This is a genomic window from Pseudomonas sp. FG13, from assembly GCF_057809755.1.
This window is the reverse complement of the sequence record NZ_JBMDKO010000012.1, coordinates 73413-88750: the sequence shown is the minus strand read 5'-3', so window position 1 is coordinate 88750 and position 15338 is coordinate 73413. Positions and strand designations below refer to the sequence as shown.

At 62.2% G+C, this 15338-nt stretch carries 13 protein-coding genes; all 13 read left to right on the top strand.

Going from position 1 to position 15338, the window contains the following annotated elements; genetic code table 11:
- Nucleotides 1-2: 2 nt before the first annotated feature.
- Genes ACODTO_RS12900 through ACODTO_RS12840 form a run of 13 tightly spaced genes read left to right on the top strand, consistent with a single transcriptional unit; the run spans nucleotide 3 to nucleotide 15320 of the window.
- Nucleotides 3-1025, top strand: coding sequence for a hypothetical protein (locus ACODTO_RS12900; protein WP_175363569.1), 1023 nt, complete (start codon nucleotides 3-5; stop codon nucleotides 1023-1025).
- Nucleotides 1022-2050, top strand: coding sequence for a fatty acid desaturase family protein (locus ACODTO_RS12895; RefSeq protein WP_175363570.1), 1029 nt, complete (start codon nucleotides 1022-1024; stop codon nucleotides 2048-2050). The genes ACODTO_RS12900 and ACODTO_RS12895 overlap by 4 nt, the downstream gene beginning before the upstream one ends.
- On the top strand, nucleotides 2047-4659 hold the full coding sequence (locus tag ACODTO_RS12890; RefSeq protein WP_217510168.1) for an aminotransferase class III-fold pyridoxal phosphate-dependent enzyme: 2613 nt from the start codon (nucleotides 2047-2049) through the stop codon (nucleotides 4657-4659). Before ACODTO_RS12895 ends, ACODTO_RS12890 begins: the two co-directional genes overlap by 4 nt.
- A 14-nt stretch (nucleotides 4660-4673) precedes the next feature.
- Nucleotides 4674-5126: an SRPBCC family protein gene (locus tag ACODTO_RS12885; RefSeq protein ID WP_175363571.1), complete on the top strand. Its 453-nt coding sequence runs from the start codon at nucleotides 4674-4676 to the stop codon at nucleotides 5124-5126.
- Nucleotides 5123-6253 (top strand): hypothetical protein, encoded by a 1131-nt coding sequence (locus ACODTO_RS12880; protein ID WP_139643410.1) that lies wholly within the window; start codon nucleotides 5123-5125, stop codon nucleotides 6251-6253. Before ACODTO_RS12885 ends, ACODTO_RS12880 begins: the two co-directional genes overlap by 4 nt.
- A gap of 18 nt (nucleotides 6254-6271) precedes the next feature.
- The gene (locus tag ACODTO_RS12875) at nucleotides 6272-6958 is read left to right on the top strand and encodes an ABC transporter ATP-binding protein (protein ID WP_464709079.1); all 687 of its coding nucleotides are present in this window, start codon (nucleotides 6272-6274) and stop codon (nucleotides 6956-6958) included.
- Nucleotides 6955-9315: an ABC transporter permease gene (locus ACODTO_RS12870; protein WP_175363573.1), complete on the top strand. Its 2361-nt coding sequence runs from the start codon at nucleotides 6955-6957 to the stop codon at nucleotides 9313-9315. Before ACODTO_RS12875 ends, ACODTO_RS12870 begins: the two co-directional genes overlap by 4 nt.
- Complete coding sequence (locus ACODTO_RS12865) at nucleotides 9312-10091, top strand: outer membrane lipoprotein-sorting protein (RefSeq protein WP_489106539.1); 780 nt, start codon at nucleotides 9312-9314, stop codon at nucleotides 10089-10091. Before ACODTO_RS12870 ends, ACODTO_RS12865 begins: the two co-directional genes overlap by 4 nt.
- Nucleotides 10092-10107: 16 nt before the next feature.
- Nucleotides 10108-10365 (top strand): acyl carrier protein, encoded by a 258-nt coding sequence (locus ACODTO_RS12860; protein ID WP_055134400.1) that lies wholly within the window; start codon nucleotides 10108-10110, stop codon nucleotides 10363-10365.
- Nucleotides 10362-11579, top strand: a complete 1218-nt coding sequence (locus ACODTO_RS12855) for a beta-ketoacyl-[acyl-carrier-protein] synthase family protein (RefSeq protein WP_139643398.1) — start codon at nucleotides 10362-10364, stop codon at nucleotides 11577-11579. Before ACODTO_RS12860 ends, ACODTO_RS12855 begins: the two co-directional genes overlap by 4 nt.
- On the top strand, nucleotides 11576-12562 hold the full coding sequence (locus ACODTO_RS12850) for an SDR family NAD(P)-dependent oxidoreductase (RefSeq protein WP_489106538.1): 987 nt from the start codon (nucleotides 11576-11578) through the stop codon (nucleotides 12560-12562). Before ACODTO_RS12855 ends, ACODTO_RS12850 begins: the two co-directional genes overlap by 4 nt.
- Entirely contained in the window at nucleotides 12559-14088 is a 1530-nt protein-coding gene (locus ACODTO_RS12845; protein WP_489106537.1) for an acyl-CoA dehydrogenase family protein, read from the top strand. The genes ACODTO_RS12850 and ACODTO_RS12845 overlap by 4 nt, the downstream gene beginning before the upstream one ends.
- Nucleotides 14085-15320, top strand: a complete 1236-nt coding sequence (locus tag ACODTO_RS12840; protein WP_489106536.1) for a hypothetical protein — start codon at nucleotides 14085-14087, stop codon at nucleotides 15318-15320. The genes ACODTO_RS12845 and ACODTO_RS12840 overlap by 4 nt, the downstream gene beginning before the upstream one ends.
- Nucleotides 15321-15338: the final 18 nt, after the last annotated feature.

The following is a 15338-nucleotide window of genomic DNA, read 5'->3' as shown; positions in this document are numbered from 1 at the left end:
GCATGTCCAACACCATCTCTGACAAGGCAGCGTGGTTCGTCAGTGCGCGAGCCGACACGCTGGCGATCCTGATTGGCGGTCCGCTTATTTCGGTGGCGCTGCTGCTGGCTATCATGCAGGGCCCGGCGTTCCTGATCGGTGCGTTGCTGTTCGCACTGTTCCTGGACATTCCCCATGTGTTGCACACCCACGTCCGGTTGTTCGCCGAACCGCTTGAATACCAGCGCCACAAGGTGCGCTTCTGGGCGAGCCTGCTCCTGATCTCGGTGGTTTGCGTCGGGTTGTATGCGATGAATGCCTTGCCCTGGCTGGTCGCAATCTGGGTGTACTGGCAGCCCTACCATGTGTGCAAGCAACACTTCGGTGTGGCCGCGCTCTATGCGAAGAAGGCCGGGTACCGGCATTCGACCCAGCCGGTTCGCGACATGGTGCTGGCGGGCTTCGCAGCTCCTTTGATGTACCGCATCACCCATGGCGGATTCCACTTCGGCGACTACCAGCTGTTCGGGCAGGCGCTGCCGTTCGCCAATATTTCCATCCCGACACCGGCGCTCGATCCGTACTGGGCCTGGCTCGCCTACGGGATATTTGCGCTCATGACCGTGAAGTTCATCGTGGCCGAGTGGGCCCATCGGCAACAGGGGGAAGGCATGCCCCGTTTTGTGCTGGTGATGCTGGCGGTGTCGTTGGGGCTGTACAACACCGCGTACCTGCTGGTGGATGACCTGTATGCGCTGATTCTGATCGGCACCAGCATCCATGCCTTGCAATACCACCTGGTCTGCACCTCGACGGTCCTGGCGGGCCTGCGCAGAACCCAGGCGCAGCCAACACCCTCCGGTGCGGTGGGGGTGGCCCATGGCTGGGTAAGGCGCATGGGCGCCAGGCCCTGGGTCTGGCTGAGTACCCTGGGTCTGGCCAGTCTGCTGGTCCTGAGCCTGGAACTGCCCTCGGTTGGATTGGTACCCCTGATCGTCGTTCTTCATCACTTCTACCTGGACGGTGTCATTTGGAAACGTCGATGAAGACTGTCCCCGAGCGGGAGGGGCGAGCGTTTATCGCGGCGTTGCGCCCATTGATCGAGGACTTGCGGCGCCATCACGGGTGGCGTTACCGCCTGGATTTCGGGGTGAGCATCGCGCTGTTCTGGACCGCCTTGTCATTGCTGGAAGTCAGCCGCTTTCCGACGTGGCTGGCGCTCTATTCGGTGGCGGTGTTCACCTTGTATCGGTCGGCCATGTTCATCCACGAACTGGTCCATATGCCTCGGCGAGCAGTACCGGGATTCAACCTGATGTGGAACCTGGCCTGTGGGATTCCACTGCTGTTGCCGTCGTTTCTGTACCTGAGCCACATGGACCACCACACGCTGACGCGATACGGCACCCGACAGGATCCGGAGTACCTGCCGTTTCAACGACAGTTTGGCCGCAGCCTGTTCACCCTGCTGGTGGGCACGCTCCTGACGCCGCTGTTGCTGTTGGTGCGATTTGCCCTGGTCGGGCCGCTGTCATGGTGCATTCCGTCGCTACGCCGGGTGGTGATCGAGCGCTACAGCGCCGTCACCCTGCATGCGGCCTATCGAAACAGCGCCGCACGGTTCGGTGCTTCACCGGGATACAACCGCCTGCTCGAGGGGCTGACCAGCCTGTATGCCTGGGGGCTGATCCTGATGGCGGGGACCGAATGGTTGCCCTGGTCCCGTATCGGCCTGTTCCTGGCTGTCATCTATGGGGTGCTGGGGATCAACATGTTCCGCACCTGCCTGGCCCATCGCTATGCCTCCAGCGGTCAGCCAGTGTCCCTGCAGTGGCAACTGAGCGATTCCTCGACCCATGCCGTCCAGGGGCGATGGCTGGAATTGTTCGAGCCCCTGAGCCAGCGTTATCACGCGCTTCATCATTTGTTCCCGGCGTTGCCCTATCACGCCATGCGGCCTGCCCATGAACGCATCGTGGCGGCCCAAGGCATGGCGGCAGATCTCTATCGGCAGACCTGCGGCCATTCATCCTCCGTTTCCACGCCTTATTCCACCGAGAATCCGTCATGAGTCGCTGGCAGCAAATCAGTCCATTTGAGCAATACGTGAACCCCGAGATTGGTGAGCTGATTCGCCGGGTCGGGCTCGATAAGACCTTCGTCCGAGGCGAAGGCTGCTATCTGTACGACGAAGAAGGCCGTGACTACCTGGACTTTCTCGGTGCTTACGGTGCGTTGCCGTTCGGTCACAGCCCGGACGAGTTGCTGGCGGAGCTGGCCAGTTTCCAGCAGACCCGGGAACCGATCTTCGTCCAGCCGTCGAGCCTCGCCGCAAGCGGGCTGCTGGCGCAACGGCTGCTTGCCATCGCACCGGGTCAGTACCGCAGCGTGACCTTCCAGAACAGTGGCGCGGAGACAGTCGAGGCTGCTCTCAAGGCGTGTCTGATCAAGACCGGACGCAAACGTATTCTGTCGACGTATCACAGTTTCCACGGCAAGACCCTGGGGGCGCTCTCTGCCACCGGCTCGGACAAATACCAGGCGGGATTCCAGGCCCCATTGCCGGGTTTCGACTTTGTCGACTACGGCGATATCCACGCCCTTGAGACCCAGCTGCAGCAATATCCGGGCGCCTATGCGGCGGTCATTGTCGAACCGGTTCAGGGGGAGGGCGGCATCAACCTGCCGCCGGCCGATTACCTGCGGCAAGTCCGGGCAGCCTGTGACCGCAGCGGCACATTGCTGATTATCGATGAGGTGCAGACCGGACTGGGGCGTACCGGAAGCCTGTTCGCCAGTACCGGTGTGCAAGCCGATTGCTTGCTGCTCGCCAAGGCCCTGGGTGGCGGCGTCATGCCCATCGGTGCGTGTCTATTGAGCGAGAACGCCTACAGCGCGGACTTCCAGAACAAGCATTCGTCCACTTTCGGCGGCAACACGCTGGCCTGTCGCATCGGCCTGAAAGTGCTGGATCTGCTGCACGAGCGCCAGGGCCTGTTGGACAACGTGCGTGAAAACGGACAGTACCTGCTTGAACAGCTCAAGGCCCTGGCAGCACGACACCCCTCGTTCATCAAGGAAGTGCGTGGCACAGGTTATCTGATTGGCATCGAGTTCCAGCTTGATCGCAGCCACTATCCGCAATTCCACGGTGGCTTCACTGGCATCATGGGCGAGCAGGAGAGCCTGGTGCCGATCCTGGCCAGTTATCTGCTCAACGTCGAAGGCATACGCGTGGCGCCGACACTCAATGGCGCCAACGTGATGCGTGTTGAACCGCCGTTGATTGCCGGCCGTGCCGAATGTGAGCGGTTCATCCAGGCCCTGGCCCGGACCCTGCAATGGGTCGAGGACGGGCGCACAGGCACGCTGCTGGCGCACCTGCTGGACGCAGAACCCAGCCCTGCGGGGCCAGCCGGGCAAGCCAGGCACGGGGTGGACTTCAGCGAGCCGGTGGCGGAGAACCACTTCGCGTTCGTCCTCCATCCGCTGGAGCTGTCGAACTATGCCGAGTTCGATGAAAGCCTCAGCCACTACTCGCAGTCATCGTTGCAGCTGCTGGAACAGCGCTTGAACCCGCTGCTCGATCCATTCTTCGTCTCCACGGTAACGCTGACATCGCCCGCCACGGGCCGCACGGTCACGGGCGACTTCATCATGGTGCCGCGTTCGGCGGCCCAGCTTGCCGAGATGCCCGTGGAGGAGTCGTGTGCGGTGATTGGCCAGGCCATCGACATGGCGCGGCAGCGCGGCGCCACCCTGGTGGGATTGGGCGGGCACACTTCGATTGTGACGGGAGGAGGGATGCGCCTGCTGGATAAAGGCGTGGCCCTGACCACCGGCAACAGCTACACCCTGCTGACGGCGGTAGAAGCCGCCTGTCGCGCGGTGCGCATGACCGGGCGACGGATGCAGGACATGCGCGTCGCCGTCGTCGGTGCGACGGGCAGCATCGGTTCGGCCATCGCACGGTTGATCGTGGCGCAGGCCGGCCAGGTCACCCTGGTGGGCAACCCCAAGAGCGCACGCTTCAACACCCCGCGTTTCGCTTCAGTGATCAACCAGCTCGTGGCCTACAGCGCGCAGGCGACGGCGGCACCGGGTAGCGTGCTGGCGCATATCGCGCAGCGCCTGGACGAGCAGGACAGTGCCAGCCTCGGCTCGCTGCTCCTGGAGGAAAACGGTCGCCACACGGCGTTGCGCTGGAGCAACGATGTCCAGCAGTCGCTGGCCGACGCCGATCTGGTGTTGATCGCGACCAACAGTGCCGAACGGTTCATCAGCGCGGACGATATCGCCGCCGATGCCATCCTGTGCGACATCTCCAGGCCGGCCAATGTCAGCCAGGACATCGCCATTCGCCGCCCGGACGTGCTGGTGCTCGATGGGGGCATTGTCGAAATGCCCGGCGACGCCCGACTCGGCTCGCGCTACGGCATCCCCGACGACCTGGCTTACGCCTGCATGGCCGAAACCATGATGCTCGCCCTGGAAGGCCTCTCCCGGCATACCAGCCTCGGCCTGGACCTGAGCAACGATGACCTGGAACTGGTCCAGGCGTTGTCCAGCCGCCATGGGTTCAAGCTTGCCGGCTTCCGCAGTTTCGACAAAGCCCTCGACCCTGTCGCCTGGCAGCGATACGCCGAGCGTTTCAATCTTGCCACCGCCGAACCTATCTGACCGAGGAAGCCCGAATGCCGGTATTGGAAAAAACCACGCTGATCAAGGGGCGTAGTTGTGCGGAGGTCTTCGATTTCTGCATGGAGGGGGTCAATTTCCCGAAGATTTTCCCTGAGCGCGTCACCCCGCTGGGCAACATCGACATCGCCGATCTACGGATCGCCCAGGGGCGCCAGTTCCGTTTCCGGCACTGGATGTTCGGGTTCATCCCGGCCAACTGGACCGTGGGCATTCGCGAGGTCAAGGAAAATGAATACTTCATCGACGAGATGATCAAGGGGCCGTTGAGTGCCTTCCGGCACGAGCATCGGGTCGCAGCGGCGGCCGGCGGCACGCTCTATACCGATCGGGTCACTTACAGGGCGATAGGGGGAGCATTACTGGAGCGGTTGTTTGTGGATGCCTACATGGACCGTATCTTCGAAGCCCGTCATCGCAATATGCAACAACTACTGGACGCCTCATGATCTCGATTGAAGTAGTGAACACAGCCAAGCGCCTGAAGCAGTTCATCGAACTGCCTTTCCGCTTGTACGCCGACGATCCGAAGTGGGTGGCGCCCCTGCGCAGCGACATGAAGCGCATCCTGTCGCCACGCCACAACCCGTTCTTTCGCGAAGCGCAGATCGAGCATTTCCTGGCGGTGGACGGACAGGGCCAGGCGCAAGGCCGGATAAGCGTGAGCATCCATGCCGAGTACAACCAGCGTTTCGGCGACGAGCATGTGTTCTTCGGCTTTTTTGAGGTGACCCCTGACCCTGCCGTTGCGCGAGCCTTGTTCGAAGCGGTTGCCAATTGGGCCCGGGCTCGCGGCAAGTCCAGGTTACTGGGGCCTTACAGCTACACCTCGACCCAGGACGCCGCGCTGCTGCTGGAAGACCTGGACGGGCGTCCCCCGACGCTGCTGCAAACCTATAACCCGCTCTGGTATGCCGAGACCCTCAAGCAGGTAGGGTTCGACCTGGCGTTCACTTTCAGCACCTACGGTGTCGATGCCGAGCAGTATCGTGCGCGACGCAAGGCCAGCCGCAGCGAAAAAGTGCTGCCCGGCAGCCAGTTCAGTGTGCGCACGGCGACGCGTGCGGACCTCAAGTCCAATCTGGAAGAGATTCGCTGCCTGTTCAACAGCGCCTTTGCCGAAAACTACGAAGTCGCGCCGATCTCCCAGCCCAGCTTCAAGTTTCATATCGACAGCGTGAAAGCCTTCATCGACCTGGAGGGGATCAAGCTGATCGAGCTCGACGGCCGAGCGGTGGCGTTCTTTGTGATTTTGCCGGATCTGAACCAGATACTGAGCCAGCTCAAGGGCCACTTTGGTTTGTTCGATCTATTCAAGTTGGGGCGCTACAAGCGCAGCGTCAATGGGGCGGTCATTGCCTTGATCGGCGCCGATCCGTCGGTACAGGGGCGCGGTCTCGGGCGGTTGATCGGTGATGAAATCGTCCGTTATGCCGAACCGCGTTTCGATCGGGTGGACACCATGTGGATCGACGACCGCAACCCATCCAGCTACGTGCTGGCGCGCAATGTCGGGATGCGCCGGACCAAGCGCTATGGTGTTTTCGGACTCGATCTGGCTGAAGCAGCGCTCTGAACTGGAGTTGTAGACGAAATGGATATCCCTTTGATTTCCTTGAGTGGGCTGAAAAAATTCTACCCCAGCGGCGATGAGCGCAGCCTGGTGCTCAACAGCATCAACCTGGACATTTCCCGCGCCAGCATGACAGTGATCCGGGGTATATCCGGATCGGGCAAAACCACGCTTCTCAATATACTCGGCGGCTTGGACCGGGCCGATGAGGGCCAGGTGCGCGTGGGAGACGCGAGCCTGGACAGCATGGACTTCAAAGCCTTGACCCGGTTCCGGGCCGAGCGCGTGGGCTTCATCTTCCAGTTTCACAACCTGATCCCGACGTTGACGGTCAAGGAAAACGTGTTGACCGGGCTTGAGCCGATCCGTTCGGTCACGCCACGGGACCATGCGCGTGCCGAGGAGTACCTGCGTAAAGTCGGGCTGCATGAGCACGCCGAAAAATTCCCCTCCAAGCTGTCGGGCGGCCAGCAGCAGCGGGTGGCAATCGCGAGGGCGCTGATCAAGGAACCGCAATTGATTCTTGCGGACGAGCCCACTGGCAGCCTGGATGAAGAGACCGGGATGCGGGTGTTCGAACTGTTGCGCCAGATGCAGGCAGAGAAACAGATCACCGTGGTGATCGTCACGCACAACCCCGGGCTGGGGCAACATGCCGATCATGTCTACGAGATGCGCTCGGGCAATCTGCACAGGGCCGACTCATGAACATGCTGGTACGGCATGTGCTTCGCTCGGTTCTGGTGATTCGCTATCGGTTGCTGACCATTGCGCTGATCTGTGCCTCGACCTTTGGCGTGCTGGTGGGCGCCTACTCGGCCATCGACAGTTTGTTCAGCACCGTCGAGGACATCCAGTCCAATGCCGCCATGGCGGAGTTGGAGGTGATCTTTGCCCCCGATGACCTGATCAACCTGCCGGCGTTCGATGACATCGACGGCGTGACCGCCATTCATCATCGGTTATTGATGCCCGGGCTGGCTCCCCTTGGCGGTGAGCAGCCGGTCGCTGGATTGATGGTCAGTGCACCCGCGCAGGACTTCCTGGCGGTCAACCGCTTGAAGGTTTTGCAGGGACGCCTGCCCGATGCCATGGAGACCACCGGGATCGCTCTGGAGCGAAACTGCGCGCAGTTCCATGGCAAGGGCGTGGGGGATCGCTTCAACTTCACCGCGGGGCGGGCCGAGTACCCGGTGGAGGTGGTCGGGATTGTCGAAAGTCCCGAATACCTGGTTGCGCCCCTCAACCCCAGCGTCTATGTACCCAGCAACGGTTCGCTGTGCGTGTTGTTCGCCGACCAGGCGCTGATGCACCAGCAGTTGGGTTTTTCGGCGATCAACAGCCTGTTGTTCAGCCTGTCGCCGGACGCGTCGCTCACGCAGGTCAAGCAGCGCATCACCGAGCGCGCGCAGTCACGCCTGGCGGTGGATTATGTGTTGCCACGCCAGGAGCAGTTCAGCCAGAAGTTCCTTGAACTGGACCTCAACACCTTCAAGGTTTTCCTGCCTACAGTGGTGCTGATTTTTGCGCTGTCGTCGACCCTGGTGGTGTTCTTCCTCATGTATCAGTGGGCCAAGGAAGAGCGGCCGCTGATCGCCATGTTCCTGACACTGGGCTATAGCCGTCGACAGGTAGCCTGTGCCTACGGCTTGCCGGCACTGATGTTGATTGCACTGGCGTTGGTCCTGGGCTGTGGCTTTGCGCTGTTCGACATGTATGCGTTCGGCTTGAACTACGCGCGAGCCATCGGCATGCCCGAGCCACAACTGATGTTCAAGCCACCTTATCTGTGGCGAGCCGGCCTGTTGCTGTGCGGCACCGTTGCACTGGGCATGTACCTGCCCATGCGTTCCATCCTCAGCATCACACCCATGGACGCCCTGCGTGATGTCGGCGCCGGTCAGGAGCAAACCCTGGCGCTGCGCATGGTGGCTTGCCTGCGGCACATTGGCGGACCTTTCTGGTTCCGCTATTCGTTACGCAACTTGCTGCGCAGTTGGCGCATCAGTCTGGTGACGGTCCTGGCCATGTCAGCGAGTATCGCGATCACCATCGCGTTCTACATTTCCCTGACGTCGATGGAACGCACCGCCATCAGCAACGTCGAGCGTGACAACTGGAGCCGCGTGGTGGACCTGGACGTGGCCTGGTGGGACGAGGACATCGCCCGTCTCAATGGCCTGGCGCCAGGCAGTCGCTGGTCGACCTTCGTCAAGGGCGGTGCCCAGGTCAGCGGCCAGGGGCAGTTGGACAACGCCAGTCTGCTGGGTATCGAACCGGCGGACGGCGTGCGTCATGTGAACCTCATGGAAGGCCGGATGCTGTTGGACGGCGACCTTGAAGCTTTGGTGATCGAGCGCCGTATCGCTATCGCACAGGGTGTGGGTCCGGGAGACCGGCTGACCCTCAAGGTGCGCGGCAATCTCTATCCGGCCAAGGTTGTCGGGGTGTTTTCCGGGGCGCTGCCGGGCGAAATCATTACCACTCGACGCTTCGCCCAGCGCATGTTGGCCCTCGATGAGCAATTCACCGGCGCCTACCTGATCGATGCGGGAAGCAGCGGCCTGGACGACGCCGCGATCTATGCCTTGCCGGGCGTGGTGCGAGTAACGTCCAAGCAGAACATTGTCGCTTCCATTCTCGAAATCAGCTCGCACATCTGGGTGATCATCCATATCTCGGCGTTGATGAGCATCGCCATCGCCCTGTTGTTTGCCATCACCAGCATGAACTTCAGCATCGTGGGGCGGCGCGGTGAGTACGGTGTGCTGCGGATCCTCGGTTTCAGCGACCGCAGCGTGTCGCTGATCATGCTCTGTGAAACCCTGAGCATCGCCGTGGTCGCTGGCATTGTCGCCATCCCCCTGGGGTATGGCCTTGGCGCCGTCCTCAACCATCGCTTGACCGATGTCTGGTTCAAGATCAACACCGACCCTGCCTTCAGCGATTTCTGGCGAGTCATCCTGCCGGCGTTGGTGATCATTCCCTTTGCGGCGATGCCTGCCATTCGCCACGTATTCCGCATCCCGGCGGTTGACACTCTCAAGCTCAGGAACTTCGGATGAACCACAAGCTGCCTATTACTTTTTCCCTGTTGATGATGTGCATCGGGTCAGCCCATGCCGACGATGCGCTTTCAGTCATGCGCGATTCCGATCGCCGCATGAAAGCGGCGGACGAAAGGGTCGATTACCGCATGGAGTTGCTGGAAGGCGAGCGCTTGACGTTCACCCGCCAGCTCAGCCGCCTGGACAAGCGAATGAGCGATCGCACGGGGACCTTGGTGCGCTTTACCGCTCCGGCAGCCGTGAAGAACGTTGCGCTGCTGATCGAAGACAGTGGCAAGGCCATCAACGATATCTGGTCCTACACCCCATCGACCAAAAGCCTGCGGCGCCTGGCGGGCTCGCAAAAGCAGAATTGGTTCATGGGCACGGACTTCACCTACGAGGATTTCGAAGACTACAAGCTGGACAGCTATCAGTTCACCAGCCTGGCGTCTCCCGAGCCTTGCCTGAGTTGGCCGGCCTGTCGGCGTATCGAGGCGAAGGCAAAAAGCGAAGAGGCGGACGTGTCCGGTTATTCGCGCAAGGTCTACTACCTCGAAGAGGCCAGTCGCTACCCGGTGCAGGTGGACTATTTCGATCGCCAGGGCGTGCTGGTCAAACAGCTCAAGACCGAGGGCCTGCAAGTCGTCGATGGCTTCAGCAGGCCGACGGTGCAGACCATGCACAACCTGGCTGCGAACAAGAGCACGCGCCTGATCGTCGAGAAGGTCAGCATCAATCTCGGCGTCGCTGACGCTGAGTTCACCCAACGTGCATTGCGCACTGAACACTGATCCCGGGTAGTCATTTATGTCGACGCAATCGCTGCAAGCACTGGTATTGGATCTACTGGCCAGCACCCTGGAACTGGATATCACGGAGATGGACGTCCAACTGAGCGTGGAAGAGCTGGGGCTCGACTCGCTGGACGTGTTGAAGCTGACTTACGCGATTGAAAAGCGCTTTGGCGTCAATCTCTCTGCCTACAGCCATACCGACATCAGTTCAGTGCATCGCCTGGTGGAAATATTGGCCGAACAGTTGTCCACCCAGCGAGCCGTTTCGTGAACGCCGTTGTCATCACCGGCGTCGGCTGTGTTTCGCCTTTCGGCGTCGGCCGCCAGGCTTTATGGGACGGTCTGGCCCAGGGACGTGGTGCCATTGGCCCGGTGCCCAGTCTGAGCGAGGCGGTCGGTGCGGCCTGCAACGCCGGCGCGGCGCCCGAAGACGCCCTGGTCGGGCGGTTCAGTGCCAACGAGTTGCTGCTGTTGGACCGTGCCAGCCAGTTCGCCTTGCTGGCCGCCGCCGAGGCCGCGGACATGGCCGCGATCGACCTGGCACAGGTTGATCCGACGCGCTGTGCGGTTTACATGGGCACGGCGGTGGGTGGCAGCGAGTCGCTGCACAGCGCTTACCTGGATCTGTATCAGGCCCGCAGTTCCACCCTGGCGCCCTGGACCGTGCCACGGGTCATGGCGAACGCCGCCGCCAGCCACTTGAGCCTCAAGTACGGCTTCAAAGGGCCCGCCCTGACGATCAGCACGGCATGCGCGTCTTCGACCCAGGCGATTGGCGAGGCTTATCGCCTCCTGCGCCACGGTGATGCCGACCTGGTCATGGCGGGGGGCACGGATGCCTGTCTCAACGCGCTGGTGTGGAAAGCCTGGGAGGCCTTGCGCGCGATGGCCCCGGATACCTGCCGACCGTTCTCTTCCGGTCGCCGGGGCATGGTGCTGGGGGAGGGCGGCGGTGTCCTGGTCATGGAAACCCTGGCTCACGCCCAGGCCCGGGGGGCACCGATCCTGGCCCAGGTATTGGGCTATGGCGTCAACAGCGACGCCGGCGACTTGCTCAAGCCTTCTGTGGACGGCCCGGCACAGGCGATGCGCCAGGCCATTGCGGACAGCCGGCTGCCCGCCGAGACGTTCGGCTATATCAACGCCCATGGAACCGGCACGTTGCTCAACGACCGTTGCGAGACCGCGGCGATCAAGCAGGTTTTTGGCAGCCACGCATCGCAGCTGTGCGTCTCCTCGGTGAAATCGGCCATCGGTCACCTGATGGGAGCTGCGGGTGTGGTGGAGTTGATTGGCGGCCTGATGGGCTCGATGCATGGGCAGATTCCCGGCACCCTCAACTACCTGGGCCGCGATGCGGAATGTGACCTGGATTATGTGACCGAGGGCACACGCCAGGCGAATGTCCAGGCCTGGCTGAAAAACTCCTTCGCGTTTGGGGGGCTCAACGTTTCCTTGGCGCTGGCCACGGGGTCGCGTCGATGATTCTGGTCACGGGAGCCAGTGGGTGCCTGGGCAGTCATATCGTGCGCAGGTTGCTGGCGCAGGGGGAGACCGTGGCGGTGCTGGTGCTGCCAGAGGACCCGGCTCCGGCGCTGGCGGGCCTGCGTGAACGCCTGGACTGGCGTGAGGGCGATCTGCTGGTTCCGGCCAGCCTTGCCCCGGCACTCCGTGGCGTTACCAGGATCTATCACGCCGCCGGCCTGGCCTTGCCCTATGAGAGCGAGCGCCAACGGATGTTCGCGGTGAATGTGCAGGGAACGGTCAATTTATTGCAGGCCGCCCGCACTGCCGGTGTCGGCCGCATCCTGCATGTGTCGTCCATTGCCGCCGTGGGCTACCCGGCCCGGCAAGCGGATGAAACCATGGCCTATAACGGCGACGCGTTTCGCCTGGCCTATATGCACAGCAAGCGTGAGGCCGAGGAACAGGTACGCCGTTTCTGCGCCGAAGGCATGGACATCGTGATTGCCTGCCCGTCGGCGGTCATTGCCTCCCACTGCGATGTGCTGCACGGCTGGGGCAAGGTCATGCTCGATCTCCAGTACCGGCGTCTGCCGTTCATTCCGCCCGGCGGCATCGCCGTTATCGGTGCGCGGGACCTGGTCGAGGGGCTGCAGGCCGTCATGGACCGCGGGCAGCGTGGCGAGCGCTACATCCTCAGCGCCCACAACACCAGTTACCGCGAGCTCTTCAGCTGCATGGCGGATGCGCTGAGCGTCAAGGCGCCACGCTGGCGACCCCGGTCACTGGCTTGGATCGTCGCCTTGCTGCGCCCGTTGGATCTGCTGATTGGCCGGGTCCCGCTGCGGCTATCGGCTGACGTGGTGGCCTTGTTGGGCCGACAGGTCCATTACCGAACCGACAAGGCCCGGCAGCAATTGGGTTTTGTTCCCAGCCAGTCGCTGGAAGATCTGGTGCACGAGACGGCCCATTGGTTGACCCGTCTACAGGAGCGTGAGCGTTGAACGAAAGGATGATGCCCGAGGTGGGTGTCCTGGCCGATACACCGGCGGTGGTGCAGTTGAATGCCTGGCTGCGGAACTGGGCCAGGCGCCTGGATTTTCGCTTGGTGGACGAGCGCCGTTGCCTGCCGCCGCATTGGGTACTGGCGTTGGGCAACAAAGGCTTGCTGGGCATGCAGGTGGCCGAACGCGACGGTGGCCTGTTGGGGTTATCGAATTTCGAACTGCTGCGGGTTCAGCGTCAGTTGGGAGCGATTGACCTGACGCTGGCCTTTTTCGTGGGGCTCAACAACGGGCTGGGCATTCGACCGATCCAGCGTTTTGGCTCGCCGGCCATGAAAGAGCGCTATTTGCCGCAATTGGCCAGCGGACGAATACTCGCCGCGTTTGCGTTGACCGAACACGGCGCGGGCTCCAATCCTCTCGGCCTGTCGGCGACGGCCCGGCGCGAGAGGGAGGGGTTCAGGGTGGACGGCACCAAGTCCTGGTCGGGGTCAGCCGCCTGGGCTGGGGTGATCTCGGTATTCACCCGGCATCTCGATGAACAGGGGCGCGACTGCGGTTTCGTCGGCTTGTGTCTGGATGCCGAGCAACCAGGCATGCGTCAGGGCAGCGAGGCGCTGACCCTGGGGCTTAAAGGTATGGTGCAGAATCAAGTGCATTTCGACGCCGCGCTGGTGGGCGCGGACCGGGTGCTGGGCAGTCCGTTCGCCGGCATGGCCGTGGCCAGCGACACCATGGCCTATGGGCGCCTGGGCATCGCGGCCACTTGTGTCGGCGGGCTATGGCGGTGTCTGCAACTGATGATGCGTTACAGCACCCGGCGCAGTTTGGGCAGTCACCGGCTTTGGGACCACCAGCACACGCAACGGGTCGTGGACGATGCGCTGTGTGCCGCGACCGCGATTGGCGGTTGGGTCGACGATCTCGCGCTTCGCCTGGATCAGGGCTTGCCCGAGGCGCCGCCGCAGGTACTGGCCGCGGTCAAATGGGTGGCCAGCGAGATGCTCGGTGAAGTCAGTGACGCCGCCTTGCAGATGCTCGGTGCTCGGGGGTACTGCGACAATAATCCCATTGGCCAGCTATGGCGCGATGCGCGCATTACCCGCCTGTTCGAAGGACCGTCGGAAACACTGGCGACCTTTATCGGCCAACGGATACAGGAGCAGCCCGTCACGACGCTTGACTACCTGGAGCAGACAACGCCCGGAAAGATCGCCGCCCAGCGACTTCGGCAATGGCTGGCCGACGCGGGCCCGATGGAACGCTTATCGGCTGGCACGCTCCGCCTGGGGGAATGCGTGGCTTGGCTGATGCTCTACGCCCAGCCGTTGGATGAGTCATCCAGGCGATGGGTCGAGTTCCGCCTGGAACAGGCGCTGCACACCTGGGAGCGGGCCCGCTCACCGGTGCGGGCAATGCCTGGACTGGCCGAGTGGATCAATGCCAACGCAGGCCTGTGCGATGAGCCCCAGCCCGGTGAAGACAGCACCATCGATCCTCTGCTCATGTCACGGGAGGGCCTATGAAGCGCACCGCATTGAAGGCCGGGTTGGCGATGAGTTTGCTCAGCGGCGCCTGCCAGGGCGCCTCGCTGGAGGCCTTGGATATCAGTGGCCGCCTGGAAACCCGCCAAGCACTGACGCGCGAGGGCGAATGGGGCCTCAACGAGTATTCAGCTCTGCTGGGTGGCAGTTGGCAGGATGATTCGGGCTGGCGGTACAAGGTGCAAGTCCGGGCGTTGCAGGAAAACCAACTCGACGGCGACTATCACGAAGTGGAACCTCGTGAGTTGTTCGCCGAGTATCAGGGCGACCGTTGCACCAATACGTTGGGTGTACAACAAGTGGTCTGGGGCAGTGCCGATCGCCTGAGGGTCCTGGATGTGATTCATGCGTTCGACCGACGCGAAGGTTATTTTGGCGACTATGTCCAACAGCGTCGGCCACTGGCGATGCTCAACAGCGAGTGTTCGGTGTTCGAGGATCAATCGCTACAACTGCTGGTGATTCCGCAGACGCGCAAGGACCTGCTGCCCGATGCCGGTTCCCGTTTCGCCGAACCGACTGTCGAGAATGCCTTGGCGGGCATTCCCCGGACAGAGGCGGACGACCCGGACTGGCGTAAGCCCGCCGACTGGACACCGGCCCTGAAGTGGAGCGGCAACCTTCAGGGCATCGACTATTCATTGAATGCCTGGCATGGATGGCAAACGGAGGAGAGCTACACCGCCCGCTTGTCCCAGGCCGGCCTGAGTTACCGTGAGTCCCTGAAACGCCGTACCCTGTTCGGTGGTTCGTTCGCCATGCCGATCGGCCCCGTGGTGTTCAAGGGAGAGGCGGCATTGGTTCCCGACGCGTATCGCTACTCGAGGGCGCCGACGGGTGTGCTGGAACTTGAAAAGAACCGCCAGCAACAGTTGTTGTTGGGGGTCGATTATCTGAGCGGCGACTGGTTCTTCGGCATGCAGTACTACAACCTCTGGAAGGACGAGGTGAAGGACGCCGTCGATCAGGACCGCTCTGAAATAGTCAGCCTGGCGATCCGGCGGGAGATGTGGCAGGGCCGGCTTTACCTGACGGGCTATTTGGCCCAGGACCTGCGCAATTCCGCACAATACGCTGCCCTGGAAATGCGTTACGACCTCGATGCCCATTGGCAGTTGCGCACCGGATTGGACCTATTCGATGGCGACCGGCAGAGCTTCGGATATTTCGACGAGCAAAGCCGGTGGGTGAATGCTGTGCGTTATTCGTTTTAGGCTGTCACCCGCAGTCGT

What these genes read in the sequence shown, in the direction of transcription:
- ACODTO_RS12900 (WP_175363569.1), top strand. Translation starts at nt 3, where the DNA reads ATGTCCAACACCATCTCTGACAAGGCAGCGTGGTTCGTCAGTGCGCGA.
- ACODTO_RS12895 (WP_175363570.1), top strand. Translation starts at nt 1,022, where the DNA reads ATGAAGACTGTCCCCGAGCGGGAGGGGCGAGCGTTTATCGCGGCGTTG.
- ACODTO_RS12890 (WP_217510168.1), top strand. Translation starts at nt 2,047, where the DNA reads ATGAGTCGCTGGCAGCAAATCAGTCCATTTGAGCAATACGTGAACCCC.
- ACODTO_RS12885 (WP_175363571.1), top strand. Translation starts at nt 4,674, where the DNA reads ATGCCGGTATTGGAAAAAACCACGCTGATCAAGGGGCGTAGTTGTGCG.
- ACODTO_RS12880 (WP_139643410.1), top strand. Translation starts at nt 5,123, where the DNA reads ATGATCTCGATTGAAGTAGTGAACACAGCCAAGCGCCTGAAGCAGTTC.
- ACODTO_RS12875 (WP_464709079.1), top strand. Translation starts at nt 6,272, where the DNA reads ATGGATATCCCTTTGATTTCCTTGAGTGGGCTGAAAAAATTCTACCCC.
- ACODTO_RS12870 (WP_175363573.1), top strand. Translation starts at nt 6,955, where the DNA reads ATGAACATGCTGGTACGGCATGTGCTTCGCTCGGTTCTGGTGATTCGC.
- ACODTO_RS12865 (WP_489106539.1), top strand. Translation starts at nt 9,312, where the DNA reads ATGAACCACAAGCTGCCTATTACTTTTTCCCTGTTGATGATGTGCATC.
- ACODTO_RS12860 (WP_055134400.1), top strand. Translation starts at nt 10,108, where the DNA reads ATGTCGACGCAATCGCTGCAAGCACTGGTATTGGATCTACTGGCCAGC.
- ACODTO_RS12850 (WP_489106538.1), top strand. Translation starts at nt 11,576, where the DNA reads ATGATTCTGGTCACGGGAGCCAGTGGGTGCCTGGGCAGTCATATCGTG.
- ACODTO_RS12840 (WP_489106536.1), top strand. Translation starts at nt 14,085, where the DNA reads ATGAAGCGCACCGCATTGAAGGCCGGGTTGGCGATGAGTTTGCTCAGC.